The sequence below is a fragment of the Pseudomonas bohemica genome (assembly GCF_002934685.1).
GTDB classification, from domain to species: domain Bacteria; phylum Pseudomonadota; class Gammaproteobacteria; order Pseudomonadales; family Pseudomonadaceae; genus Aquipseudomonas; species Aquipseudomonas bohemica.
In genome coordinates this window covers 97,824-121,502 of record NZ_NKHL01000110.1, presented here as the reverse complement: position 1 = coordinate 121,502, position 23,679 = coordinate 97,824, and the positions used below count along the sequence as shown (strand labels likewise).

Annotated in this window: 23 protein-coding genes and 3 pseudogenes; 23 read left to right on the top strand and 3 right to left on the bottom strand. The window is 59.1% G+C overall.

Translation table 11 applies throughout. The annotated features are described in order from the left end of the window. Window positions 1-594: 594 nt before the first annotated feature. The 17 genes and pseudogenes from ctlX to CE491_RS16065 all read left to right on the top strand — a co-directional run bounded on the left by ctlX (window position 595) and on the right by CE491_RS16065 (window position 15,449). The gene (gene ctlX / locus CE491_RS16140; RefSeq protein WP_110949325.1) at window positions 595-1,518 is read left to right on the top strand and encodes a citrulline utilization hydrolase CtlX; all 924 of its coding nucleotides are present in this window, start codon (window positions 595-597) and stop codon (window positions 1,516-1,518) included. Continuing rightward, window positions 1,515-2,723, top strand: coding sequence for an acetylornithine/succinylornithine family transaminase (astC, locus tag CE491_RS16135; protein WP_110949324.1), 1,209 nt, complete (start codon window positions 1,515-1,517; stop codon window positions 2,721-2,723). The genes ctlX and astC overlap by 4 nt, the downstream gene beginning before the upstream one ends. Continuing rightward, entirely contained in the window at window positions 2,720-3,748 is a 1,029-nt protein-coding gene (locus tag CE491_RS16130) for an arginine N-succinyltransferase (protein ID WP_110949323.1), read from the top strand. Before astC ends, CE491_RS16130 begins: the two co-directional genes overlap by 4 nt. A 9-nt stretch (window positions 3,749-3,757) precedes the next feature. Further along, window positions 3,758-4,801, top strand: coding sequence for an arginine N-succinyltransferase (gene astA, locus CE491_RS16125; protein ID WP_110949322.1), 1,044 nt, complete (start codon window positions 3,758-3,760; stop codon window positions 4,799-4,801). Continuing rightward, window positions 4,798-6,258, top strand: a complete 1,461-nt coding sequence (gene astD / locus CE491_RS16120; protein WP_110949321.1) for a succinylglutamate-semialdehyde dehydrogenase — start codon at window positions 4,798-4,800, stop codon at window positions 6,256-6,258. The genes astA and astD overlap by 4 nt, the downstream gene beginning before the upstream one ends. Further along, a pseudogene (locus CE491_RS16115) lies at window positions 6,255-7,034 on the top strand (succinylglutamate desuccinylase); the annotation flags it as partial. The gene astD and the pseudogene CE491_RS16115, both read left to right, overlap by 4 nt. A gap of 83 nt (window positions 7,035-7,117) precedes the next feature. Beyond that, complete coding sequence (locus CE491_RS31460; RefSeq protein WP_456107152.1) at window positions 7,118-7,273, top strand: succinylglutamate desuccinylase/aspartoacylase domain-containing protein; 156 nt, start codon at window positions 7,118-7,120, stop codon at window positions 7,271-7,273. Between the two features lie 153 nt (window positions 7,274-7,426). Beyond that, complete coding sequence (locus CE491_RS16110) at window positions 7,427-8,029, top strand: helix-turn-helix domain-containing protein (RefSeq protein WP_110949320.1); 603 nt, start codon at window positions 7,427-7,429, stop codon at window positions 8,027-8,029. 38 nt (window positions 8,030-8,067) lie between these two features. After that, window positions 8,068-8,838, top strand: coding sequence for an ABC transporter ATP-binding protein (locus CE491_RS16105; RefSeq protein ID WP_110949319.1), 771 nt, complete (start codon window positions 8,068-8,070; stop codon window positions 8,836-8,838). A 14-nt stretch (window positions 8,839-8,852) separates the two neighbouring features. Further along, window positions 8,853-9,359: an Lrp/AsnC family transcriptional regulator gene (locus CE491_RS16100; RefSeq protein ID WP_110949318.1), complete on the top strand. Its 507-nt coding sequence runs from the start codon at window positions 8,853-8,855 to the stop codon at window positions 9,357-9,359. A 147-nt stretch (window positions 9,360-9,506) separates the two neighbouring features. Further along, on the top strand, window positions 9,507-10,274 hold the full coding sequence (locus CE491_RS16095; protein ID WP_110949317.1) for a transporter substrate-binding domain-containing protein: 768 nt from the start codon (window positions 9,507-9,509) through the stop codon (window positions 10,272-10,274). A 5-nt stretch (window positions 10,275-10,279) separates the two neighbouring features. Then, window positions 10,280-10,969 carry an ABC transporter permease gene (locus CE491_RS16090; RefSeq protein ID WP_110949316.1) on the top strand — a complete coding sequence of 230 codons (690 nt, stop codon included), beginning with the start codon at window positions 10,280-10,282 and terminating at the stop codon, window positions 10,967-10,969. Beyond that, complete coding sequence (locus CE491_RS16085; RefSeq protein WP_110949315.1) at window positions 10,966-11,658, top strand: ABC transporter permease; 693 nt, start codon at window positions 10,966-10,968, stop codon at window positions 11,656-11,658. The genes CE491_RS16090 and CE491_RS16085 overlap by 4 nt, the downstream gene beginning before the upstream one ends. 25 nt (window positions 11,659-11,683) lie before the next feature. Continuing rightward, window positions 11,684-12,574, top strand: a complete 891-nt coding sequence (locus tag CE491_RS16080) for an arginase family protein (protein ID WP_199885133.1) — start codon at window positions 11,684-11,686, stop codon at window positions 12,572-12,574. 60 nt (window positions 12,575-12,634) lie between these two features. Beyond that, a complete protein-coding gene (locus tag CE491_RS16075; RefSeq protein ID WP_110949314.1) occupies window positions 12,635-13,702 on the top strand; it encodes an Ldh family oxidoreductase in 1,068 nt (355 codons plus the stop codon). Window positions 13,703-13,717: 15 nt separating this feature from the next. Then, window positions 13,718-14,755, top strand: a complete 1,038-nt coding sequence (locus tag CE491_RS16070; protein ID WP_110949313.1) for a proline racemase family protein — start codon at window positions 13,718-13,720, stop codon at window positions 14,753-14,755. Between the two features lie 283 nt (window positions 14,756-15,038). Then, on the top strand, window positions 15,039-15,449 hold the full coding sequence (locus CE491_RS16065) for an ester cyclase (protein WP_110949312.1): 411 nt from the start codon (window positions 15,039-15,041) through the stop codon (window positions 15,447-15,449). Here CE491_RS16065 and CE491_RS16060 read toward each other — a convergent pair. Further along, a complete protein-coding gene (locus CE491_RS16060; protein WP_199885132.1) occupies window positions 15,441-15,842 on the bottom strand; it encodes a MarR family winged helix-turn-helix transcriptional regulator in 402 nt (133 codons plus the stop codon). The genes CE491_RS16065 and CE491_RS16060 overlap by 9 nt on opposite strands. A gap of 352 nt (window positions 15,843-16,194) precedes the next feature. Here CE491_RS16060 and CE491_RS16055 point away from each other — a divergent pair, with 352 nt between their 5' ends. The 3 genes from CE491_RS16055 (at window position 16,195) to CE491_RS16045 (ending at window position 20,165) form a co-directional block, all read left to right on the top strand. Then, entirely contained in the window at window positions 16,195-16,722 is a 528-nt protein-coding gene (locus CE491_RS16055; RefSeq protein ID WP_110949310.1) for a sigma-70 family RNA polymerase sigma factor, read from the top strand. Next, window positions 16,719-17,660, top strand: coding sequence for a FecR domain-containing protein (locus CE491_RS16050; protein WP_110949309.1), 942 nt, complete (start codon window positions 16,719-16,721; stop codon window positions 17,658-17,660). The genes CE491_RS16055 and CE491_RS16050 overlap by 4 nt, the downstream gene beginning before the upstream one ends. 117 nt (window positions 17,661-17,777) lie before the next feature. Continuing rightward, a complete protein-coding gene (locus CE491_RS16045; RefSeq protein ID WP_110949308.1) occupies window positions 17,778-20,165 on the top strand; it encodes a TonB-dependent siderophore receptor in 2,388 nt (795 codons plus the stop codon). A gap of 524 nt (window positions 20,166-20,689) precedes the next feature. Here CE491_RS16045 and CE491_RS16040 read toward each other — a convergent pair. Then, window positions 20,690-21,052, bottom strand: a complete 363-nt coding sequence (locus tag CE491_RS16040) for a winged helix-turn-helix transcriptional regulator (RefSeq protein WP_110949307.1) — start codon at window positions 21,050-21,052, stop codon at window positions 20,690-20,692. Between the two features lie 112 nt (window positions 21,053-21,164). On the opposite strand from CE491_RS16040, the gene CE491_RS16035 reads away from it, so the two are divergent. Both CE491_RS16035 and CE491_RS16030 read left to right on the top strand, forming a co-directional pair. Then, on the top strand, window positions 21,165-21,899 hold the full coding sequence (locus CE491_RS16035) for an SDR family NAD(P)-dependent oxidoreductase (protein ID WP_110949306.1): 735 nt from the start codon (window positions 21,165-21,167) through the stop codon (window positions 21,897-21,899). A 71-nt stretch (window positions 21,900-21,970) separates the two neighbouring features. Continuing rightward, window positions 21,971-22,570, top strand: a complete 600-nt coding sequence (locus tag CE491_RS16030; protein WP_110949305.1) for an NADPH-dependent F420 reductase — start codon at window positions 21,971-21,973, stop codon at window positions 22,568-22,570. 114 nt (window positions 22,571-22,684) lie between these two features. Here the strand turns inward: CE491_RS16030 and CE491_RS16025 are convergent. After that, window positions 22,685-23,053 (bottom strand): annotated as a pseudogene (locus CE491_RS16025) (LysR substrate-binding domain-containing protein); the annotation flags it as partial. Here CE491_RS16025 and CE491_RS16020 point away from each other — a divergent pair. Then, window positions 23,048-23,575: pseudogene (locus CE491_RS16020) on the top strand (extracellular solute-binding protein); the annotation flags it as partial. The pseudogenes CE491_RS16025 and CE491_RS16020 overlap by 6 nt on opposite strands. Window positions 23,576-23,679: the final 104 nt, after the last annotated feature.

Genomic DNA, 23,679 nt, shown 5'->3' with positions numbered 1-23,679 from the left:
AAGATGTGCCCTGGAGTTGCCAGACTATCGGCCTCGAAGTCGTCATAGGACTGGATGCCTCTTTAGATGCGCTGCTTACTCTGGCTGGCTACCCCCGCCGTGAGGGCGCGTGAGGAGCTAGTTCGAGACGCATACTTTTGAGTTGGGATGCCAGTTTGAACTGGCTTTCTGCGTGGCAGCCTGCTTGCCGACTAGACCGCTTTCGACCCATTACTGACGCTCCCTATCGACCTTTGAGGTAGATGAGCCACGCTATGGCAGCTGCGAGAGAGGCGAGCAATACCAAGCCCCGATGGCGACTGCCAGGCCCCATGCGAAACCGCTCTCTCCCTTGAAGCGGCCGCCGGTCAGCAAGCTCAGCAAAACGCCAATACGATGCGCAAGCAGCTTGATTACCACATCTGATATGAAGTCCATCTGTTCTCGTTTTATGTTCACCTGCTGGAGGGAGGCCACTCGGGGCTGGTGCGGCTGAATCGGCCGTCACAATGGAGAAAGTCAACCGATCCGGTCGGCGAAAGGGGGGCAAACACCGCATTCGATCCGGGGTGATGCCCCAGAATTTCATCATCTGTTTGCCACCGATGATGAGACATGCAAACCACCTCGACCGTCCTCATGGTTCGTCCAGCCTGCTTCGCATTCAATGCGGACACTGCAGGCAACAATCCTTTTCAGCACGATGACCTGGATCCCGTCCAGGTAAGAGTTCTAGCCTTAAACGAGTTCGACGGCTACGTGGCAGCGCTGCGTGATCAAGGGGTTCGGGTGCTGGTGGTGCAGGACACGGAAGTTCCGCATACCCCCGACTCGATCTTCCCCAATAACGGCTTCAGTACCCACCCGGATGGCACGCTGGTGCTGTATCCGATGCAAGGTGAGAACCGCCGGCTGGAGCGGAGTAAGGGGATTGTGCCAGCGCTTTGTGCGTTCGCCATCCACACCACGCTGGATCTGACGGCAAATGAGCAACAACAGCGTTTCCTCGAAGGTACTGGCAGTCTGGTGCTGGATCGTGTGGCTCGAATCGCATATGCGTGCCGTTCGATTCGCACCCACGATGCCTTGCTCGATGAGTTCGCCGAGCAGATGGGATACCGCGTGGTGGCATTCGATGCAGTCGACCGACAGGGCGTTCCGATCTATCACACCAACGTGATGATGAGCGTTGGCAGTGCCTTGGCGCTGGTTTGTTTAGCCAGTGTTGCCGATCCGAAGCAACGACAGAATCTGCTGCGCACTTTGCAGGACTGCGGCAAACACGTGCTGGATCTGAGCCTTGATCAGTTGGAGCGTTTCGCCGGCAACATGCTGCAGGTACACAACGATCAAGGCGACGCCTTGCTGATCATGTCGCGCAGCGCCTGGCGTTCACTTTCTCCAGAGCAGCGCACTTGCATTGAACTTCATGTGTCCCCCTTGGTAGTCGCCATCGACACCATTGAGCGGGTAGGAGGGGGCAGCGCCCGTTGCATGCTGGCGGAAATCTTTCTCCCACATAACGAGGTGCAGTTATGAGCGTTCGCGCGGATTTTGACCGGTTGATGGTGCCCACCTATGCCCCGGCCCCCTTTGTCTTGGTGCGAGCCGAAGGTTCGCGTGTTTGGGACAGTGAAGGGCGCGAGCGTATCGACTACACCGGAGGCATCGCTGTCAACGTGTTGGGCCATTGCCACCCGGTGCTGGTCGAGGCGTTGCGCAAACAGGTCGGCGAGATGTGGCATGTCTCCAATGCGTACACCAACGAGCCTGCGCTACGCCTGGCCCGCCGTTTGACGGAGGCGACGTTTGCCGAGCGAGTGTTCTTCTGCAACTCGGGGGCGGAAGCCAACGAGGCAGCATTCAAGCTGGCGCGCCGGGTGGCTTTTGATCGTGGCGGTGCTGGGCGGTACGAGATTGTCGCGGCCCACGGCAGCTTTCACGGGCGTTCATTGTTTACCGTCAGCGTCGGCGGGCAGCCCAAATATTCGCAGGGCTTCGGCCCCGCCATCGAGGGCATTCGTCACGTGCCGTTCAACGACCTCGATGCCCTGAGAACGGCGGTTTCCGGCAGCACCTGTGCGGTCGTGCTTGAGCCAGTGCAGGGCGAAGGCGGGGTGATACCCGCTGACCGTGAATACCTGCAAGGCGCCAGGGACATTTGCGACGAACACGGCGCCTTGTTGGTTTTTGACGAGGTGCAGACCGGGGTAGGGCGCGTCGGTGAGCTTTACGCCTATCAGCATTACGGCGTGACGCCGGACATCCTGACCAGCGCCAAGGGCCTGGGCGGTGGCTTTCCAGTGGGGGCCATGCTCACGCGTGCCGAACTCGCCGCGCATTTTCCTCCTGGCACCCATGGCACCACTTACGGCGGCAATCCGCTGGCGTGCGCGGTGGCGGAGGCGGTGCTGTCGGTAGTCGATACCGATGAGGTGCGCCAGGGTGTTATGCAGCGTCGTGCCGCGTTCGTCGACCGGCTCGACGCACTTGCGCTCAAGCACGGCATGTTCGGGCCTGCGCGCGGGCTGGGTCTGTTGATCGGCTGCCCCTTGCTCGACAACTGGAAAGGGCTGGCCAAGGTTATCGTCACGGCAGCTGCCGAGGAGGGTGTGCTGTTGCTCCAGGCTGGGCCTGATGTGTTGCGGTTCGCACCGAGTCTGGTGATCGACTCTGCAGACATCGACGAGGGTCTATTTCGGCTGGATCGTGCATTGAGCAAGATCAGAGAGGCTCGGGCATGAGTCAATGGATCGTTCGCCCAGCCCGACTTGCTGATTTGGATAGGCTTCATCGTCTGGCACAGCAGAGCTTGGTCGGGGTGACATCATTACCGGATGATCAAGCAAGGCTCGAGCAGCGGTTACATCGTTCCGAGGCATCGTTCGCCAGTGAAGTGGACTATCCCAGTGAGGAAGATTACCTGTTCGTGCTGGAGGATGGGGTCAGTGGCCAATTGCTCGGATGTGCCGGAGTTCAGGCCAATTGCGGTTTCAGCCAGCCGTTTTACAGTTTCCGTCACGATGTGTTCGTACATGCGTCGCCATCGCTGGGGATCAAGCACAAGGTGCACGCCTTGTCGCTGTGCCACGACCTTGGTGGTAACAGCTTGCTCAAGGGCTTTCATGTGACGTCAGCCTTGCGCGAGGGGCCAGCCTCACAGCTTATGTCCCGAGCCCGCTTGCTGTTCATTGCTGCACATCGCCGCCGGTTCTCTTCACGATTAGTAGCCGAAATGGTGGGTCATACCGATGAGGACGGGCATTCGCCGTTTTGGGATGCTCTTGGCCAACACTTCTACGGCATGCCCTACGCCCAAGCTGAGGCGCTGGACGCTTCCACCAATCGCACCTATTTCGCCGAGCTGCTGGCGCATTACCCGATTTATGTGTCGTTGTTGTCGGAGCAAGCGCAGGGGGTAATTGGGCAGGTACATGCCGGCGCCAAACGACCTTACGACATCTTGTTGCGCGAAGGCTTCGAGAGCGAGCGCTACGTTGACGTCTACGACGCCGGGCCGACCCTGGAAGCCAACACGGCTCAGGTACGCAGCGTGTATGACAGCCATGTCGTGCCGTTGCGTATAACCAGTCATATCTCCATGCCCACTGCGCCGGCTTGGCTAGTGAGTAATCAGCGGTTGGCGGGTTATCGCGCAGTGATCGTCCGCAGCAACTGGCTAGCCGGACGTCCATTGGCGATCAGCGCGGTCGAAGCCGCTGCGTTGCAGCTAAACGAAGGCGACCACGTGCGCCTGGCAAGGTTGTAGGAGAACAGCATGATCGTACGTCCCGTTCGTCAAGATGACTTGCCCTCACTGCTGGAGCTGGCGCGCAGTGCAGGTTCCGGATTGACCACCTTGCCTGCTGACCTGGAGCGCCTGGCCCACCGTGTCGGCTGGGCGGAAAAAACGTTCGCCGGAGCGGTGGAGCGCGCCGATGCGGACTACCTGTTTGTCATGGTGGATGATGATGACCAGGTGCTGGGTATTACCGGTCTCGCCGGGGCCGTCGGGCTGCGTGAGCCCTGGTACAACTACCGGGTCGGCATGACGCTCAGCGCTTCACCAAAACTGGGCATCTATCGGCCAATCCCCACGCTGTTTCTGGTGAACGACCTATGCGGCCTTTCGGAGGTGTGCTCGCTGTTCCTGCGCGCCGATAAACGTGTCAGCACCAATGGCAAGTTACTTTCGAAATCCCGGTTTCTGTTTCTCGCCGAGTTCGCCCATCTGTTCAGTGAGCGGATCATTGCCGAGATGCGCGGGGTGTCCGATGAGGAAGGGCGCTCGCCTTTTTGGGAGGGGTTGGGCAGGCATTTTTTCAAGATGCCGTTCGCGGAGGCCGACTACCTGACCGGCATTGGCAACAAAGCGTTCATTGCGGAGCTGATGCCGCGCTTTCCGTTGTACACGCCTTTGTTGCCGGAGGCTTCACGGGCGGTGATAGGCAAGGTGCATTGTCACACGGAAGCGGCTTTACGCCTGTTGCAGGGCGAAGGGTTCAGTCATCGCGGATACGTCGACATTTTCGATGGCGGTGCTGTGATCGAATGCGAAACCTCGCAGATTCGCGCCGTTCGGGATAGTCAGACTCTGGTTCTCTCGGTCGGCACTCCGGATAACGGCGAGGACTACTTGATCTTCAATCGCAGTTTGGCTGATTGCAGGATCACCTGCGCCCCTGCACGTCTCGCGGCGGGCAGCTTAGTGGTCAGCGCGACCACTGCTAGGCGCCTGAAACTCGATGCCGGTGCACAAGTGCGTGCCGTGCCATTAAGTGTGTCTTCATCGCACGCCCATTTGAGGGAACACCTGTCATGACCACACATTACATCAATGGCCAATGGTGCTCGGGCCAAGGGCAGTCCTTCAGCTCTGTTAACCCGCTGGATCAAGCATCATTGTGGCGAGGCCAGGAAGCGGACGAGCTCCAGGCAAATCAGAGTGTAGCCGCCGCTCGTGAGGCATTCGAAGGCTGGGCGTGCTTGACCAATCTTGAGCGCGCCGGGTATGTCCGGCAGTTTGCCCAAGTACTGGAACGCAATGCCGAGTCGCTTGCCATCGCCATCGGTGAAGAAACTGGAAAGCCGCTGTGGGAGGCCCACACCGAAGTTGCGAGCATGGTGGCCAAGGTCGAGATATCGATCCGAAGCCAAGCCGAGCGAGCCGGCGAGCGCCATACTGAAATGACCGATGCAAGCGTCTCACTGCGTCACCGACCTCATGGTGTTATCGCGGTGTTTGGCCCCTACAATTTTCCTGGTCATTTACCTAACGGTCATATCGTTCCGGCGTTGCTGGCAGGCAATACCGTAGTGTTCAAGCCCAGTGAGCTTACGCCCCGGATTGCCGAACTCACCATGCACTGCTGGATACAGGCCGGGCTGCCCAAGGGCGTGTTGAATCTGTTGCAGGGCGGACGTGAGACCGGTATCGCTCTGGCCAATCAAGCCATCGATGGTCTGTTCTTCACCGGTTCAAGTGTCACCGGGGCAGCCTTGCATCGACAGTTCGCAGGCCGTCCTGAATGTTTGCTGGCGCTTGAGATGGGGGGCAACAACCCGTTGATAGTCGAGCCGGTGACTGATCTGGACGCTGCGGTGTACACCATCATCCAGTCCGCATTCATTTCCGCCGGTCAGCGTTGCACTTGTGCCCGACGTTTACTGGTGCCACAGGGAGAATGGGGTGAACGGCTTTTACAGCGATTGGTTGAGGTTGCCCGGAGCGCGCGCATTGGTGCGTTCGATGAGCAACCGGCGCCGTTCATGGGAACTGTGATTTCGCTAGCGGCCGCCCATCAGTTGCTCCGGGCGCAACTGGGGTTGCGTGAACACGGCGCAAAGGTGTTGTTGCCTATGACGCAACCCGATGCGCAATCGGCCTTACTGACCCCTGGGATCGTCGATGTCACAAGTCTTGCCGAGCGACCGGACGAAGAGTTCTTTGGGCCGTTGTTGCAGGTCATTCGGTACAGCGACCTGGACAGTGCCATCAAGGAAGCCAACAACACTCGGTTCGGTTTGGCTGCGGGGATGATTTCGGATTCACCAGCGTCGTTCGAGCGCTTCAGCGTGTTGAGCCAAGCGGGCATCGTGAACTGGAACAAGCCGTTGACCGGTGCTTCCAGCAGTGCGCCGTTTGGTGGTGTGGGCGCCTCTGGCAACCACCGCCCCAGTGCGTGGTACGCCGCAGATTATTGTGCGTGGCCAGTTGCCTCACTCGCGGCTGATCAACTGACGCTACCAGCGGTGTTGGCGCCGGGGGTGCAGTTGTGAGCCTGGGTGAGCTGTTGCCGATCACCCTGTCGAACGAGTTGCCTGCGATCACCCGCCAGCCGCTGGATAATGGCGTAGTGCTGCGCTGGGTGGCCGAAGGCGTGCTACGAGTCGATCCCCCGCTGCCCGGCACGTGGCACCTGTTGCTATCGGCTGGTGTGCATGGCAATGAAACGGCGCCTGTGGAGTTGCTGGACCGTTGGCTGCGCAGGATCGTAGCGGGCGAAATTGTTCCGCGTCATTCGCTGATGTTGATGCTGGGAAATCCTGCGGCATTACGCGCGGGAACCCGATATGTCGAGCAGGACATGAACCGCCTGTTCAATGGTGCACATCTGCAAAGCCCAGGCTTGGAGGGCAGGCGAGCTGCTCGATTGGAACGCTTGGCAAGCGCTTTCTTTGAAGGTGCAACCGCCGGACTGCATTACGACCTACATACCGCGATCCGCCGCTCGCGTTTCGAAAAATTCGCGCTTTACCCCTGGCAACCAGACCGCTCTCTGCCGGACGCTGAATACCTGCGATTGGCAGTAGCCGGTATGCAGGCGGTGCTGAGTCATGAGCGTCCAGGTCACACATTTTCAGCATTCACTTCCCAAATCCCTGACGTGGAGAGTTTCACCCTGGAGCTTGGAAAGGCACGCCCTTTCGGCGCAAATACCGGTTTGGACACTGCGGCGTTCGAGCAAGCAATTACGGCGTTAAGCGAAGCTCGTGAGATGGCCACCCATCCTGACCTTGCTTTACCGCCGCGAATGCGGGCGGCCAGCAGTCTGATCAAACTCAGCGATGCCTTCCGTTTCCATCTTGACGATGAAGTGGAGACTTCAAACCACTGGCACCGGGCGCGCTCATTGCGGTGGACGGCTCGCGGCGTTGGTACGTCGAGCACGACAGGGCCTACCTTCTCTTCCCTAACCCAGACGTGGCAATCGGACAGCGCGCTGGATTGATCGTGGTGCATGAGGAGGGCATTGCGCCCGAATGCGGTGCAGAAAGGAACGCGATAAATTGACTATAAGTTCACTGACGAGAAGTTCTGTTTCGTATTTGGCAACCGTTAACCGCTGAAATAACCCACGTATGCAGGTTGTTCGCCATGCTTTGAAAGCTGGCCTGTTAATTGCTGGATAACAAAAAAGTACTTATCAGGTAACTGGCGATCATCATGTCAAAAACCCCGAAGGCCCAAAACCGTGCGATTGATGCGCCCCCCATCGGCATTGAGGGTTTCAACGTAGGAAGCCGTTTGCGCGCGGCTCGTCAAGCCAAAGGCTTGTTGATTGAGGATGTGGCGCAGCGTGTGGGAGTGAGTAAGTCGTTCATCAGTCGGTTCGAGCGGGACGTCGTGCAGGCATCAGTAGCGACCTTGCTCCGAGTCTGCGACGCCATCGGGATCAAGCCCGCCGAGTTGTTCTCGCCGCCTTCCACCGCATTCGTTCCAGCGGGCGAGGGCACGCCAATCAGTCTGGGCGGCGAGAAGATGCGCGAATACCTGATAGGCGGCGCGGGCAACGAACACATGATGGCGCTGTATTCAATCATTGAACCAGGCGGGGGTTCGGGGGATGAAACCTTCACCATCAAAGCTGACACCGACATGGTTCACGTGCAAACCGGCCAGATGGAAATGCGTGTGGGCGGGGATGTTTATCTGTTGAAGGCTGGGGACACTTTGACTTTCCCACCCACCATTGCTCACTCGTGGCGAAACCCGTCGGAGGACGAAACCTGTACCGCTTTGTGGGTGATCGTGCCTCCACCTTTTTGAGTGGTTGGATTTCAGGTTCATTTTAATTAGAGATCATGATGGACAAGCTAATCGTCACTGACCTGCACAAGCGCTATGGCGCCCATGAAGTTATCAAAGGCATCAGCCTCAATGCCAAGGCAGGCGACGTGGTGAGCATCATTGGCTCCAGCGGTTCGGGCAAAAGCACTTTTCTTCGTTGTATCAACCTGCTGGAGCGCCCTCACAAAGGCGAGATCCGCGTTGGTAACGAGTTGCTGGCGACGACCGTCGACCGCCGTACCGGCGAGCTGATGGCAAGTGATGCGCGTCAGTTGCAACGGATCCGTGCCCAACTGTCGATGGTATTTCAGAACTTTTGCTTGTGGTCTCACATGACCGTTCTCGAAAACGTCATGGAGGCGCCGATGCACGTGCGCGGTCTGACTCGATCCGAGGCACGAGAGTTGGGTGAGGCGAATCTGGCCAAGGTCGGGCTGCTGCCCAAGTCCTTCGGACAGTACCCGGCTCATCTGTCCGGTGGGCAGCAGCAACGGGTCGCGATCGCTCGTGCGCTGTGCATGGAGCCCGAAGTGATGCTGTTTGATGAACCCACCTCGGCACTGGATCCCGAGCTGGTAGGGGAAGTGCTAAAGGTCATGCAGGCGCTGGCCGAAGAGGGCAGAACCATGGTGGTCGTGACTCACGAAATGGGCTTCGCCCGTAATCTCTCGACTCAAGCCCTGTTTCTGCACCGGGGCTTGATTGAGGAGCAGGGCCATCCGGGCGAGTTATTTGACCGTCCACAGAGTGAGCGTTTGCAGCAGTTCCTCTCTGGCCGCCTGAAGTAAGCGAGTAGAGCCTGATGACCACTACGCCCAACGGTTCGGCTGCAAGTCTCGATCGCATCGACCTTGCGATTCTCGACGTACTGCGGCGCGATGGCCGGATTAGCTATCAGAAACTCTCTGAACGTGTGCACCTCACGCCGCGCCCGTGTCTTGAGCGTGTACGCAAGCTGGAACAGCGTGGATTCATCAGAGGTTACAGCGCGGTGGTCGACGAACAGCTGGTCTCACCAGGGCTTTGTTTGCGGGTGCTGGTCGCGCTTTCCAACCAGAGTGGGCGGGCTGCTCAGCGCGCATTTGAGACATGTGTGCGCGAGTGCGTCCAAGTCACCGAATGCCACTTGGTCAGCGGCGCCTTCGATTACACCCTGCGTATGCACTGCAGGGACATGAATCATTACCTGCAGGTGACCGAGCAGTGGCTTAACGATGCCAGCCTGCATATCGACAAGCTGGTGAGTCACCCGGAGCTGACCAGTATCAAGTTATCCAATGGGCCGCCTACGCGACCGATTCCGCTGTAACCGTTTCAAGCAACAACCGAATGCGCTGTCTATCGCGCCCCTAACGACCGGTTTTAACCCGGTCGTAGCGGCATGCTGGCAGCCATAAAAAGACCAGCACCACGCGTATTGACTCTGCCCCAACACACGACTCGACAGGAAATGCACATGACTTCCAAGTACAAATTGCTGTTCGCCGCCATGGCTCTGGTGATCTCGGGCAGCGCCGTCGCCGGCGACACCGTCACCATTGCTACCGATGCAACGTTCCCACCCTTCGAATCGGTCGATGCCAACGGCAAGCTGGTGGGTTACGACATCGAACTGGCAGAGGCTGTCTGCAAAGAGGCCAAGCTGGATTGCAACATCATCGGCGCCGCCTGGGAGGGCATGATCCCTGGCCTGATCAGCAAGAAATACGACGCGCTGATTTCTCAGCTGACAGTCACCGACGCACGCCGCAAGGCCATGGCGTTCAGTGAAGTGTATGAGTTGCCGACCTTTCGTTTCGTTGCACGCAAAGGCACGAATCTGACCATCACCCCGGACGGCCTGAAGGGCAAGACCATTGCCGTGCAGACCGGTACGCCGATGGATGCCTACGTCACCAAGAACTTCCCCGGTAGCACCATCAAGCGCTACGCCGGCGGCAGCGAGCCTTATCTGGAACTTGCGGCGGGCCGTGCCGATGTCCATCTGAGCTACGAAGCGCAGATTCTCTACAGCTTCCTACGCAAGGACGAAGGCAAGAACTTCGAACTGGTCGGCCCACGCCTGACCGGCAAGGACGCGCCAGAGTTCGGTGAAGGGGTGGCGATTGCCATCAACAAATCCAACAAGGCTTTGGTCGAGCGCATCGATGAAGGGCTCAAAGCTGTGCGTGACAGCGGCCAGCTCGACAAGCTCGATGCCAAGTACTTCGGCCCTCAAGAGTAAGCACGATGCTGAGCGACTACATCGCAACCGTCCTCGGCGCAGGCTGGATCAGCCTGCAACTGGCATTCATCTCGCTGGTACTGGCGGTCGTGCTGGGTTTGCTCGGCGCGCTTTGCAAACGCTCCGGCAGCCGTGTGCTGCGCTTCATGGTGGGCGTCTACACCACAGTCGTACGCGGCGTTCCTGATCTGGTGCTGATGCTCCTGATCTTCTACAGCTTTCCGGCCTTGCTCAACCAGTGGTTCGAATCCATGGGCTCGATGTACACCGTCGAGTTCAGCCCCTTCGTCGCTGGCTGCGCAACGTTGGGACTGATCTTCGGTGCGTACATGACTGAGACCTTTCGAGGAGCACTGCAAGGCATTCCGCATGGCCAGGTCGAGGCAGCGTATGCCTATGGCCTGGGGCGAGTACGCACGTTTCGCAGCATTGTGCTGCCGCAAATGATCCGGTTGGCCCTTCCCGGTTTCACTAACAACTGGTTGGTACTGGTCAAGGCGACTGCTCTGGTTTCGCTGCTGGGCTTGCAGGACATCATGTTCCGCGCACGCGGCGCCGCTGAGGCAACTGGCAAGCCGTTCACGTTCTACCTGTTGGCGGGCGGTTTTTACCTGGCGATCACGGTGCTGTCGCTGGGTGTGTTGGTCTGGGTCGGACGTCGGTACTCCATGGGTGTGAAGGAGTTGAGCCGATGAGTTGGGATGTCATTGCCGATAACTTCGCACGGTTTCTCGACGGCGCGCAGCTTACGTTGCTGCTGACGGTCATCGCGCTGGGAATCGCTTTCACCTTATCGATCGTTCTGGCGTTACTGCGCGATTCGCCTCGCTGGTGGCTGCGCCACATGATTGGTGCCTATACCCTCGTGTTTCGCGGTACGCCGCTGCTGATCCAGCTGTTTCTGATCTACTACGGCTTGGCGCAGTTCGAGATGTTGCGTCAGAGCTTCGTTTGGCCGTGGCTGTCGAGCCCGCTGATCTGCGTGCTGATCGCCTTCGTGCTGAACACGACCGCGTACACCACTGAAATCTTCGCCGGTGGTCTGCGTCATCTGCCGCCTGGCGAGATCGAAGCCGCGCGCGCCTACGGCATGTCGCCATGGACACAGGCGCGACGGATTTTGTTGCCGGCGATGCTAACCCGGTCGCTGTCGCTGTATGGCAACGAGACCATCATGATGCTGCACGCCACGTCTTTGGCCAGCACCGTGACCCTGATGGAAATCACCGGTGTCGCGCGCAACATCACCCTCAATTACTACATCCAGTTTGAGCCCTACGTCACGGCGGGGGCCCTCTATCTGCTGCTGACCTTCGTGCTGGTCGGTGCTTTCCGTTTCGCCGAATGGCGCTGGGCTGCCTACCTGCAGCCTCGCCGTGGCTGATTTCAACCTTCTGCAAGAGTGATCAATGATGAGTGAAAAACGCGGTTTCGACCTGCTGGGCGTACCTTTCGATGGCGAATCCACCCTCGGCTGGCCCGGTTCCCGGTTCGCCCCCGCCAAGGTGCGCGAGGCGGCCAAGTGGATCAACATGCGTATCCAGCAGGGCAAGGTCTACTGCCTGGAGACCGACAGCTTCATGGACGTGGGTGAGAATCTGTTCACCGACTGCGGTGACGTGGCGGTAGTGCCCCACGACACTCAGAAGACTTTCGATGCGACCAGCGCCGCCGTGCAACAGTCCATCGCCAATGGCCGTGTGCCTATCGTCATCGGCGGCGACGACAGTCTTCTGTTTCCTGTAGCGCGCGGTGTGCATGACGCCTTACCCGGGCGCATTGGCATCATTCACTTCGACGCTCATCTGGATTTGATGGACGAGAGTCCGAAGCAAGGTCGCTACAGTCAGTCGAGTGGCATGCGCCGCGCCCTCGAACTGGATCGGGTTCAGGCCGCCGATTGCATTCAAGTGTGTGAGCGTCACTTCAACTTCCCGGCATCGGGACAGTTCAAACACGATTACGGCCTGGTTCACATTTCAGCACGTGAAGCTCTTCGTTTGGGCCCGGTGGCAACGGTTGAGCGCATTTTGGAGCGCGTGAAGGGCGCCGATCATATCTATCTGTCGTTCGACATCGATGCGATCGACCCTTGCTACGCGCCAGGTGCCGGTGCGCATGAGCCGGGTGGGATCAGCTCTGATGAAGCATTGCAGATGATCGAGCTGCTGGCTCCGCATTGCGATGCGATGGCGATTACCGAGGTCAATCCGAGCACCGATGTGGGCACCATGACCTCGACCCTGGCGGCGTATCTGGCGTTCACGTTTGCTGTGTACGGTAGCCAACGCAAGGACTGAAGTCCCGATTGAACCACCTTTGATCTCACACACACAATCAACGTTCTTTCGGGGCTTGCAATGCGAATCAGAGTTGAGCGGCTGCAGGAAATTTATAAGAAATTTGCACTGAGCTATGGCGCTAATGATGCTGATGCTCAGGTTTTCGCCGACTGTCTGTTGCGAGCCGATCTGCGCGGCCACAACACACAAGGTATCGGGCTGGCTCCCTATCTTGAAGAGTTGTTCGCCAGCGGCGTGACTCGTTTTGGCCAGGCTTTCGAGGTGGTTAAAGAGTCTCCCGCTACGGCATTAGTCGATGGTCACGCTGGGGTTGGTCAGATCATCTCTACTCGCGCAATGTCCATGGCCATCGAAAAGGCTAAAGCAGTGGGGATTGGGCTTGTGACGGTGCGTAACTCAGGTGACTGCGGGATGGCATCCAATTATGCGATCCAGGCGATGGAGCAAGGGTTGATTGGTATTTCCATGAGTACCGGCCCCTCTTTGGTAGCCCCGTGGGGTGGTCGCGATGCACGTTTCTGCACTAACCCGCTGGCACTGGCCGTCCCTGCTGGAAGCAAGGATCCCATTGTCCTTGATATGGCGACCAGCGCCTGCTCGATGGGCGCAGTGGTTCTGGCTGCTCGGGATGGCGTCTTGCTGGATGGCAAGAGCGTGGTTGATGGAGAGGGCGTTTACACCGATGACCCTTCCCGAGTGATCCTCAACAACATGCACCGAGAGTCGCGGATGTCCGGCGCGCTTCTGCCCGCCGGGCCGAAAGGATTCGGCATGGTGTTGTTGGTCGAGCTACTGGCGGGTCTGTTGAGCGGCGAGCGATCCTGGGAGAACGAGACCGTGGCCACTTCGCAGGAGCGTCCGGCACACTACTCGCAGACGTTTATTGCCATCTCTATCGAGCATTTTCATGTGCCGTCCGCGTTCCTCGCAGCAGCCGAGCGGATGGTCGAAACACTTACAGGCAGTCGCCCAGCAGAGGGTTTTACGAAGGTTCGCCTTCCTGGTACCGGTGCTGTCGATAAGGAAGATGATTACCGGAAAAATGGAGTCATCGTGCGCGAAGAAGAGTGGGAAATGCTCGTGGCAATGGCTTCTCGTCTTGGGGTCGAAGTACCTGCGGCCTGAATCGGGGAGATTTCAATGAAGCGAACCAGGTATCGATTGCGCGTCACAGACGTACACGTAGGAGGTGATGTCCACCAAATCATACTGGGAGGCATCGGTTCGATACCGGGGCAAACAGTACTGGAACAACGTGACTTTCTACGTGATCGGGCGGACGATTTGCGCCGCATTGTTCTGGATGAGCCTCGTGGAGGGCATCCCTCGCACTTCGCCGATCTGGTGTTGCCTGCGAAAGATCCTTCTGCAGCTGCCGGGTTCGTGATCATGGAGTATCTGGGATACCCGCTATTTTCCGGGTCAAACACCATGGCAACTGCGATCGCATTGGTGGAAGAGGGCCATATCCCGTTATCTGATGGCTTACATACGCTCATGCTCGAATCGCCGGGAGGGTTGGTCGGGGTCGAAGTTGAATTGAGCGCAGCCAAAGTCATATCGGTTACGTTCCGACCGGACGACACGGCCAGCTTGATTGCAAGCGACTTGTCAGTGATGGTTGAAGGGCGTGGCGAGGTTGTTTACGACTTGGTGTGGGCTGGTTGCTGGTACGCCGTGGTCTCTGCAGAGCGATATGGCTTTGACCTAAACCGTGACGAAGAGGCCGCGCAGGGTCAGTTTGCTTACGAGCTCATGGAAGCTTTGGCATGGCTTGAAAACCCCAGACATCCCGTGCTTGGCGACCAGGGTCGCGTGGCACTGGTTCTGTTCGCCGCGACACCGACGATCGGCTCGACGACTGACTTCACTCGTCGCATTTCTCCTGTTGTCTACCCTCGTTCGGTGTCGCGCTGCCCAGCCGGCACAGGGACAACTGCGGCAGTGGCGCAAATGGTAGCGAAAGGTCTGATGTCGCGGGGTCAGACCCTCGAAGCCGTGAGCAGCTGGGGCACTTCTTTTCGCGGGGATTGCTATCACATACAGCCAGATCTCGGGGTTCGTGTTGCAGTATCTGGCCACGGCTGGATCATATGTCGGAAAGAAATAATCCTCGATTCGACAGATCCTTTGACCCCCGTTGCAACAATACGCAAATTACTCTCTGACTGTTTCTGAAAAAAAGTCGAGCGCACATGGGAAAACACGCTCTTTGATTTTTCTCAGTGGCAGATGACTTCACCGAGCACCTCCTCAGAGTTTTGTTTTCGAGCAAAGCTCGCCAGCAGCCGATAACGCTTCAAAGCAGGGAAGTCAGAAGTTTAAACAGTCTCGGCAGGAGCCCGAGAGGGGCAGCGACATCCGGCCCCTACCCGTATTAGGCTTCTTGCACCTTACTCTGGATATATACAGTCTGACTGTATATATTTGCTCTTCAAATATTGTGGAACTTGGAGGCGTCATGTCGGCAGCGAACAAATCTATCGTCTGTGATTTCAACCTTGAGGTCATTGAGAAATGCAACCGCGAGGCCTTCGAAATGCTCGTCGCCGAAGACTTCACCAACCACTCGGTAGCCGCCGGGCAGCCCAGCGGCCGGGAGGCGTTATGGCACACTTTCCAGGATGTTCTTCATCCAGGCTTATCCAGTCTGAAGGTCGAGGTGTTGGATCAGATCGCAGAAGGAGACAGGGTTACTACCCGAAAGCGCATTACTGGCTGCCATTCAGGCGCGCTTCTGGGCATACCGGCAACGGGACGCGCAGTATCTATCGACGTTATCGACATTGTGCGAATCAGTAACGGCCAATACATCGAGCACTGGGGGATCAATTCGTTGCCTGGTTTGCTGGCAGCTTTGCGATTAGCCTGATAAGCCGTTTTGATCTGTGGCCACTAGTTGCTCCAGGATCCTTACCGCAGCTTCCAGCGTCTGTAGCTGTGCTGGGGTGGTCTTCTCTTCTAGCTGACGAGCCAACCAGTCGCTGCGTTGATGGCGACTAATCTCCAGCGCGTCTCGACCCTGGCGGGTCAGTTCGATGAGCTGCTTGCGGGCGTCGTTCGGATCAGGCCCGCGGGACACCAGTTGGTGTTGCTCGAGTTGAGCGACCACCAGGCGCATGCTCTGGTGCTTGACATGACGATGCACGGCCATGGCGCTGATGCTGCTTGGGCCATGACGGTCGAGCAAGCCCAGCGTTTCGAACTGCGCAGAGGAAGGGGTCTGCGCTCCAGTACGCACTTCGCGGACAAGATTCCCGATCACTCTTCGCAGATTCTCGGCCAACTGATCAGCCGGCCCTCTGGTAGGGTCGGAATTATCACGGACAGGGGTTAAAGGCGAGGACAAAGCGCTTTCTCTGATATGGCTGTGTACCGTGCAAGCATACATCAGTCCGGCCGTCCGCTCTTGGCCGACGGCCGCCATCCACACTGCGGCTGCTCAACTGTCTGCAATGAATTGCCGAGCCGCTATGCGTCGGAGGATCGCTGATGCAAAACGAATCGGGGTGTGACCACCCATGAAGGGCTGATTTCAGTCTCAACTCATGACTTTCGTTGCGAGAGGGGTTTGGATTTGTCAGAATTGAGAACCATTTTCATTAGTGATCCTCGCAATGGCAGCCCATCCCAGTGTCGCCTGCGTCAACCTGACTGCTCGCCAGAGCCTGCTCCATCAACTGTTCGGCGATCACCATGGGTGGTTGTTCGACCGGTTGCGGGCGCGATTGGGTTGTCCCAACGATGCCGCTGACATGGCATCGGAAACCTTTGCCCACGTCGTGGCATTGGACGATCCACATTCGATTCGCGAGCCACGGGCACTGTTGACGACCATCGCCAAGCGTTTGATGTACGCCAGTTGGCGCCGTCGCGATCTGGAGCGTGCCTATCTGGAGGCGTTGGCCAGCGAGCCTGAGCAGTTTGCCCCGTCAGCAGAGCAGCAGGCGCTCGCAATCGAAGCGCTGGTCGAGATTGATCGCTTGCTTGAGGGATTGTCGTCCCGAGCCCGAGCGGCCTTCCTGTACAGCCAGCTCGATGGCATGACCTACCTCGAAATCGCCCGTGAGCTGGGGGTATCCGCGCCGCGGGTTCACCAGTACGTGGTCCAGGGGCTGCGTGCCTGTTTCGAGGCGCGGCTATGAAAGCTGCGTTACCTGCTGCCGTGCAGCAAGCCATTGACTGGATGGCCTGTCAGCGTTCCGGTTTCTTCGATGCGCAGCAGCAGCTGTCTTTCGAGCAGTGGCTGGCGGCCGACCGACAGCATCAAGAGGCCTGGCAACAGTTGCAGCAGAGATTGCAGGCAACGTTTGCGGGTGTAGACGGTGTGTCGGGCCGGATGCTGTCCAAGGACCGATCGATCCGTCGTCGTGCTTTTCTGCGTGGGGCGTTGGGGCTGGGCGGGATGGCTGCCGGCAGCTATTGCCTGACCCGACCGGGCTGGCAGTTGGCGGGGCTACGCTCCGATCTGAGTACCGGCACCGCCCAGCGCGAACGCATCGCTTTGCCAGACGGCTCGTCTTTGCTCCTCAACGCGCAAAGCGCCGTGAATCTGCGTTTCGAGGGGCACACGCGCGACGTTGAACTGCTCGACGGCGGTGCCATCGTCGACGTGCGGGCCAGCGAGCGGGATGCCCTGCGGCTGTGCTGCCGCCTGGGAATTGCGAGTATGGCCGAAGGACGCTGCATGATGATGCTCTTCCCGGATGAAACCCGGGTCTGGGCGTTGCACAATAGCGTGCGGGTGACACACCTCGATGGCTCGGGCGTGACGCTGGCGGAAGGGCAGGGTGTGCGGCTGACCGCCCGAGGCATCGCGCCGATCGGTACGTCCGCGAACAGTGCGTCGGCCTGGTCGCAGGGCATGCTGGAAGCGCACAACCAGACGTTGGCGACGGTCATTGAGGCGCTGCGACCTTATCACAGAGGCGTGCTGACCCTCAGCCCTGAAGCTGCGCGACTGAAAATCTCCGGCGTATTCAGCCTCGATCGAAGTGACCAGGCCCTGGCTGCAATGGCCGACGTCCTGCCGCTGCGCGTCGAGCATTTTCTGGGCCTCTGGACGCGTGTGACCCTGGGCTGAGGCCCGCCGGAAAATATTTTCAGTCGGCCCTTAATATTTCGCTGGCTCATCGCACAAGGAAGACAGTGCTGTGCCGTTTGCAGCTGTTCTGTCCTGACACCGGAGAGTCATTCATTCATGCGTCCCCAGCTTCTTTGCCCGTTGGCCATTGCTGTCAGCATTGTCGTTGCGCCTGTAAACATCACTTTCGCTGCCGAGCCGGTCAGCGCGGCGGCGAGCCAGATGTACGCCTTGCCCGCAGGTCCCCTGGAGGCGACCCTGATCGCGATCGGTCAGCGCAGTGGCCGTCAGGTGGTGTTCCTGCCGGATGACGTCAAAGGGCGACAGGCCCATGGCGTTTCCGGTCAGTTGACGGCAGAGCAGGCCGTCGAGCAGGCGTTGCAGGGCAGCGGGCTGTCGCTACTGATCAGTGGCAGCGGAGCGCTGAGCGTACAGCCCGAGACGGGTGCGCTGACGTTGGGTGTGTCGAACGTCAATGCAGTGTCCGATCAGGAATCGGCTTACGCTCCGGTCTACGGCTATGTGGCCAAACGCGCCGCCAGCGCGACCAAGACCGATACGCCCCTGATCGAAACGCCGCAGTCGATTTCCGTGGTTACCCGCGCCGAAATGGACGATCGCAAGAGTGACACCCTGGCCGATGCCCTGGGCTATACCCCTGGGTTCGTCAGCCAGCCCAATGGTTTCAGCCGGGTGGCGGACGATTACACCTTGCGCGGCTTCAACGTTGGCTCCGGGACCGGCGGCATTCTGCTCGACGGCATGAAACTGCAGTCCAGCGTCTACGACGGCGGCATCGAGCCGTTTGGTCTGGAGCGCGCCGAAGTACTCAAGGGTGCGTCTTCGGTGCTGTACGGGCAGTTGTCGCCGGGCGGGTTGATCAACGCGGTGAGCAAGCGGCCCACCGACACGCCGTTGCACCGGGTCACTGCCGAGTACGGCAGCCATGATCGCAAGCAGTACACCTTCGATCTGAGCGGTCCGCTGGACGAGCAGGGCGAATTCTCCTATCGGCTCGATGGTCTGTGGCGCGACGCCGACACTCAGGTGGACCACATCCGCGACGACAAACGCTACATCGCGCCCTCGTTCACTTGGAAACCGAACGACGATACGTCGCTCACCGTACTCGCCAGCCACACCGAAGCGCTGACCGGCCTGACGCCGCCGCTGACATACGCCATGACCACCTACAGCCCTACTTCGGGTCGCAAGATCGGCCGCGATGATTTTGTCGGCGAGCCCGGTTACGATCACTTCAACAGCCGCATCGACACCCTCGGCTACGTCTTCGAACATAGCTTCAGTGACACCCTCAAAGTCCGTCACGCCCTGCGCTATTACCAGTCCAACGTGTCGTGGAATTACCTGCTGCCGTACAGCATTTCGGGCAACACGCTGACCCGCCGTTACAGCGAACGCGAAGAACGCTCCACCGGCTGGACCAGCGACAACAACGTTGAATGGAAGATCGACGCAGGCCGCTGGCGCCACACGCTGTTGGCGGGCATGGACTACTACCACAAGACCTATGACACCCATCGCCACATCAGCGCCACGGCGGCGCAACTGGCACCTAGCCTGAACCTGTCGACCTTTGCCTATACCGGCGTCGGGGCCAACACCGCACCGGAGTCCGGCTGGGATATCCACAGCCGTCAGGTGGGTCTCTACCTGCAAGACCAGATCACCTTTGACGACCATTGGGTGTTCCTGCTGGGCGGTCGTCAGGACTGGGCGGAAAGCCGTAATTATTCCTTCGTCAATGGCGACCGTACGCCGCGCAGCGATCAGAAACCTACCGGCCGCATCGCGCTGTTGTATCTGTTCGATAACGGCGTGGCGCCCTATGTCAGCTACAGCCAGTCGTTCCAGCCTGCCGATGTCGCCAACCCTGGCGTAGCAGGGACGTTCGATCCGATCGAAGGCGAGCAGTACGAAGTGGGCATTCGCTACCAGCCACCGGGCAGCAACACGATGCTCAGCGCAGCGGTCTACGAGCTGACTCAGACCAACGCCATCACCTACGACGCCCTGACCGCGCAGTATGAGCAATACGGCAAGAGCCGCTCCAAGGGGCTGGAGCTCGAAGCCAAGACCGACCTGACCGACAACATGAGCATGACGGCGGGCTACACCTATACCGATGCCCATGTGCTAGAAGACAACGTCGTCACCAACATCGGCAAACGTCTTGAAGGGGTGCCATACCACAACGCCTCACTCTGGACAGACTATCGTCTGGCTGCGTTCGGTCTGCCGCAGGTCAAGGTCGGCGTGGGCGCGCTATACACCGGCACCACCCGCACCACACCGACCGTCACCGATCGCAAGATTCCCGCTTACACCCGCTTCGATGCGCGGGTCAGCTACGACATCGACGAGCATTGGCAGTTGGCCGCAAAGGCACAGAACCTGACCAATGAGTCTTATCTTTCATGCACCACCTCGTGCCGTTACGGCGACGAGCGCAGTGTCATCGGTTCTGTGAGTTACCAGTGGTAGAGCCTGGCAAAACCCTATTGTCCGGCCGCTATCGGCTAGCGGTACTCTTACGGATATTGACAGCGAGGGCAGGCGGATATGCCCACCGCGCTGGTCACCGTGTGCCCTGGGGTTGCCCCGTATCGTAGTGTCACAGCCACGCGGCGAGACGGTGTTGGCCCGCGACGTTGCCAGCATTCGCGATTCTGTGCATCGCAGTGATCGGGGTATTTGCGGCACGTTCAGCGCTGGCGCGCCAGGTCGGGGCCGCTCGCTGCGTGTCTGCTATCTGGGGGCGGGTGTTTCTGGTTGTCCGCGGCCTTGTGTCGGGAGCTGCGTGATGAACCAAGGGTTACACCAAAGCACGGCCTGGCTGGTTACAGACCTGGTTCGTCGTTTGGGTGAGCGGGAACGACGACGCTTAAGAGCTGCAGTCCTTTTGCGGCTTGGTGTTCGCGTCGTCCGAATCGAGTCCCTCCATGACAGGGTCTGCTTCCTTCGATAATGCACGGAGCGGTCCGACTCAGCAGTCCTTCAGCATCTTGCTAGGGCAACGTGTCGCGCTCGGCGAAGATTTTCGCCATGTGCGCCGCGTTCTCGGTTCCCCAGGTGCACAGGGGGATGATCGCGTCAGCCAGGCTGCCGCCGAGGGAGGTCAGGGTGTAGTCCACGCGCGGAGGCACCTCTTTGTAGTCGGTCCGCGCCAGCACTTGATCAGCTTCCAGATCCTTCAATGACTGGATCAGCACCTTGTCGCTCACGCCCGGGATCAATCGCTTGAGTTCGCCGTAGCGTTTCGGGCCGTCGCGCAGGAAAAACAGGACCAGCGGTTTCCACTTGCCCGAGATGATGCGCAGCGTGGCGTTGAGCCCGCATCCGGTACCGCAGATTTCAGAAGACGTCGTCATTTTTTGATACTTACCAAAAGGTGCATACTTGTCCTTAGGTTATCAGCGCTGCATCCTCATTCTCAAGCAGGCAATTCGTGCTTGCGTACAACGCCAACGAAGGATGCGCGATATGACGAGACTGAACGGAAAGACCGCAGTGATCACCGGGGGCGCCACCGGCATCGGTCGCGCGGCGGCAAAACGTTTCATCGCCGAGGGTGCCTTTGTCTTCATCTTCGGCCGTCGGCAGGAAGCGCTCAATGCCGCTGTGGCCGACCTGGGGCCCAATGCCCGCGCTGTGCAGGGCTCGGTCTCGGATGAGGCTGACCTCGACCGGCTCTACGCGGCGGTGAAGGCCGAGCGCGGCGCCCTCGATATCGTCTTCGCCAATGCTGGCGCGGGAAGCCCACTTGCGCTCGGCCAGATCACCGCCATGCACATTGACGAAACTTTCGACACGAATGTGAAGGGCACGATCTTCACGGTCCAGAAGGCCCTGCCGCTGATGGGCCAGGGCGGCTCGATCATCCTGACCGGATCGAGCGCTGGAACCACGGGCGCCCCTGGATTCACCGCCTACAGCGCGAGCAAGGCGGCAGTGCGCAATCTGGCGCGGACCTGGGCAGAGGACCTGAAGGGCACCGGCATCCGGGTAAACGTGCTGTCGCCCGGGGCGACGGCGACTGAACTCGCGAAGGAAGCGCTGGGCGAGGAGGGTCAGAAGGCCTACGGTGCGATGACTCCGCTTCAGCGCATGGCCGATCCGTCGGAGATCGGAGCCGTTGCCGCCTTTCTCGCGTCATCGGACAGCAGCTTCATGACCGCCAGCGAAGTCGCCGTCGACGGGGGCCTTGCGCAACTCTGACGTGCCAGGCCGCCAGTCATTCCATTCGATAGTCGGCGCCCCAGGGGCGCGGTAAACCAACAGGAAAATATATGAGCTACGCAATTATCGGCTTCGGCAACATCGGTCAGGCGCTGGCCAAGGCGTTTGCTCGCAACGGCATCAAGGTGTCCGTTGCCACCACGCGCGAGCCGGAAAGCTTTGCGTCCGACGCGGCCGCGATCGGACCTACGATCATTCCCAAAACACTGGCGGAAGCCGTCAAGGCGGACATCATCCTTTTGGCCGTTCGTTTCGAGTCGCACCCGGATGTCGCGAAGGCGCTGCCCACGTGGCAGGGGAAGATCATCGTCGATGTGACCAATGCCTACGGCGTGCCTCCCGAGAAGCTGGGGGGGCAGCCTTCTTCCAGGGCAGTGGCGCAGGCCTTCACTGGCGCACGGCTGGTCAAGGGCTTCAATCATTTGGTGGCAGCGGTCCTTGACCAGGATCCGGCCGTACAGGGTGGCAGGAGAGTCGTGTTTCTGGCGAGCGACGATGACGCTGCTGCAGCGGAGATTGGTGCGCTTGCGGAAAATCTCGGCTTCTCGCCGATCAAGCTTGGCGGGCTTTGCGAGGGTGGGCTGTTGGTTCAAGCGCGCGGAAATAGCTGGGGTCAACTGATCTTCAAGGACTTGGTCAAGTTCGAATGATGGAGCCGTGCGCAAATTTCGATCCGATCCTGCCTTGGTATACAACGCCTCCCACGAGTTGATTGAAGTTGGCTGCACGGGCAGCTTTCGACCCATGGCAGTCACCGTCGTAAATCACCTGTGATTAGGCGTGCAGAGGTCATCGCGAAGCCACTGCATGATAAGCGCGAAGGCAGGATGGGCCATCGCTGCGGGTTGCAAACGCAAAACGTAGACGCCTCGTGTCTTCAGAGGTTTTCCGAACGGAATCATCAGCGCACCTCGTTCTATCGATTCCGCTGCTAGCGTAAGGTCGGTCATCGCGACGCCCAGCCCTCGCGCAGCGGCATCCAGTGCCAGCTCATCGAGATTGAACGGTATATGCCGATACGTGTGTAGAGGCTTGCCGTCGTTGGCGACTAGCCACTTCTCCCAATCCAGGTTGTCCGCTGAACGATGTAACAACGAGAACTGTGCAAGCTCCTCCACGCAGGTCAAGGGCTGCCACCGCACAGCCATGAACCGGCGGATTACAAAAAAGCCGAGGCTGCGTTGTTTAAAATCCGGCCTTACATCCAGTATTTCCATGCGTCCAAATACATCAGCGACCTGGCCAACGGTAACGTCTGTGCGGTGATCGGCTTTAACGGCGACATCGTCCAGGCCGCTGCCAGCGCCAAGGAAGCGAAGAACGGCATCAACATCGGCTATTCGATCCCGGACGAAGGCTCGACCCTGTGGTTCGACATGGTGGTCATGCCGAAAAACGCGCCCCATGAAGCCAACGGCTACGCCTACATGAACTACTTGCTGACGCCGCAAGTCATCGCCAACATCAGCAACAGCATTAAATACTCCAATGCGAACCTTGCGGCCGACGCATATGTGGTTCCCGAAGTGAAACAGGACCTGGCCATCTATCCCCCCAAAAATGTGCTCGACAAGCTGTTTACGGTCGAGGAACTGCCGGCCGCCATTGCGCGATTGACCACCCGGCTTTGGACCAAGCTTAAAACCAACACCTGACAACAATTGCTCCCCCTAGGCCTTGGAAAGCTTGTCAACTGATCCATAGCGGGCTTTTCAAAACGTCGTAGGGTGGGCGGTGAAAGGGACGGTTTCACGTATGT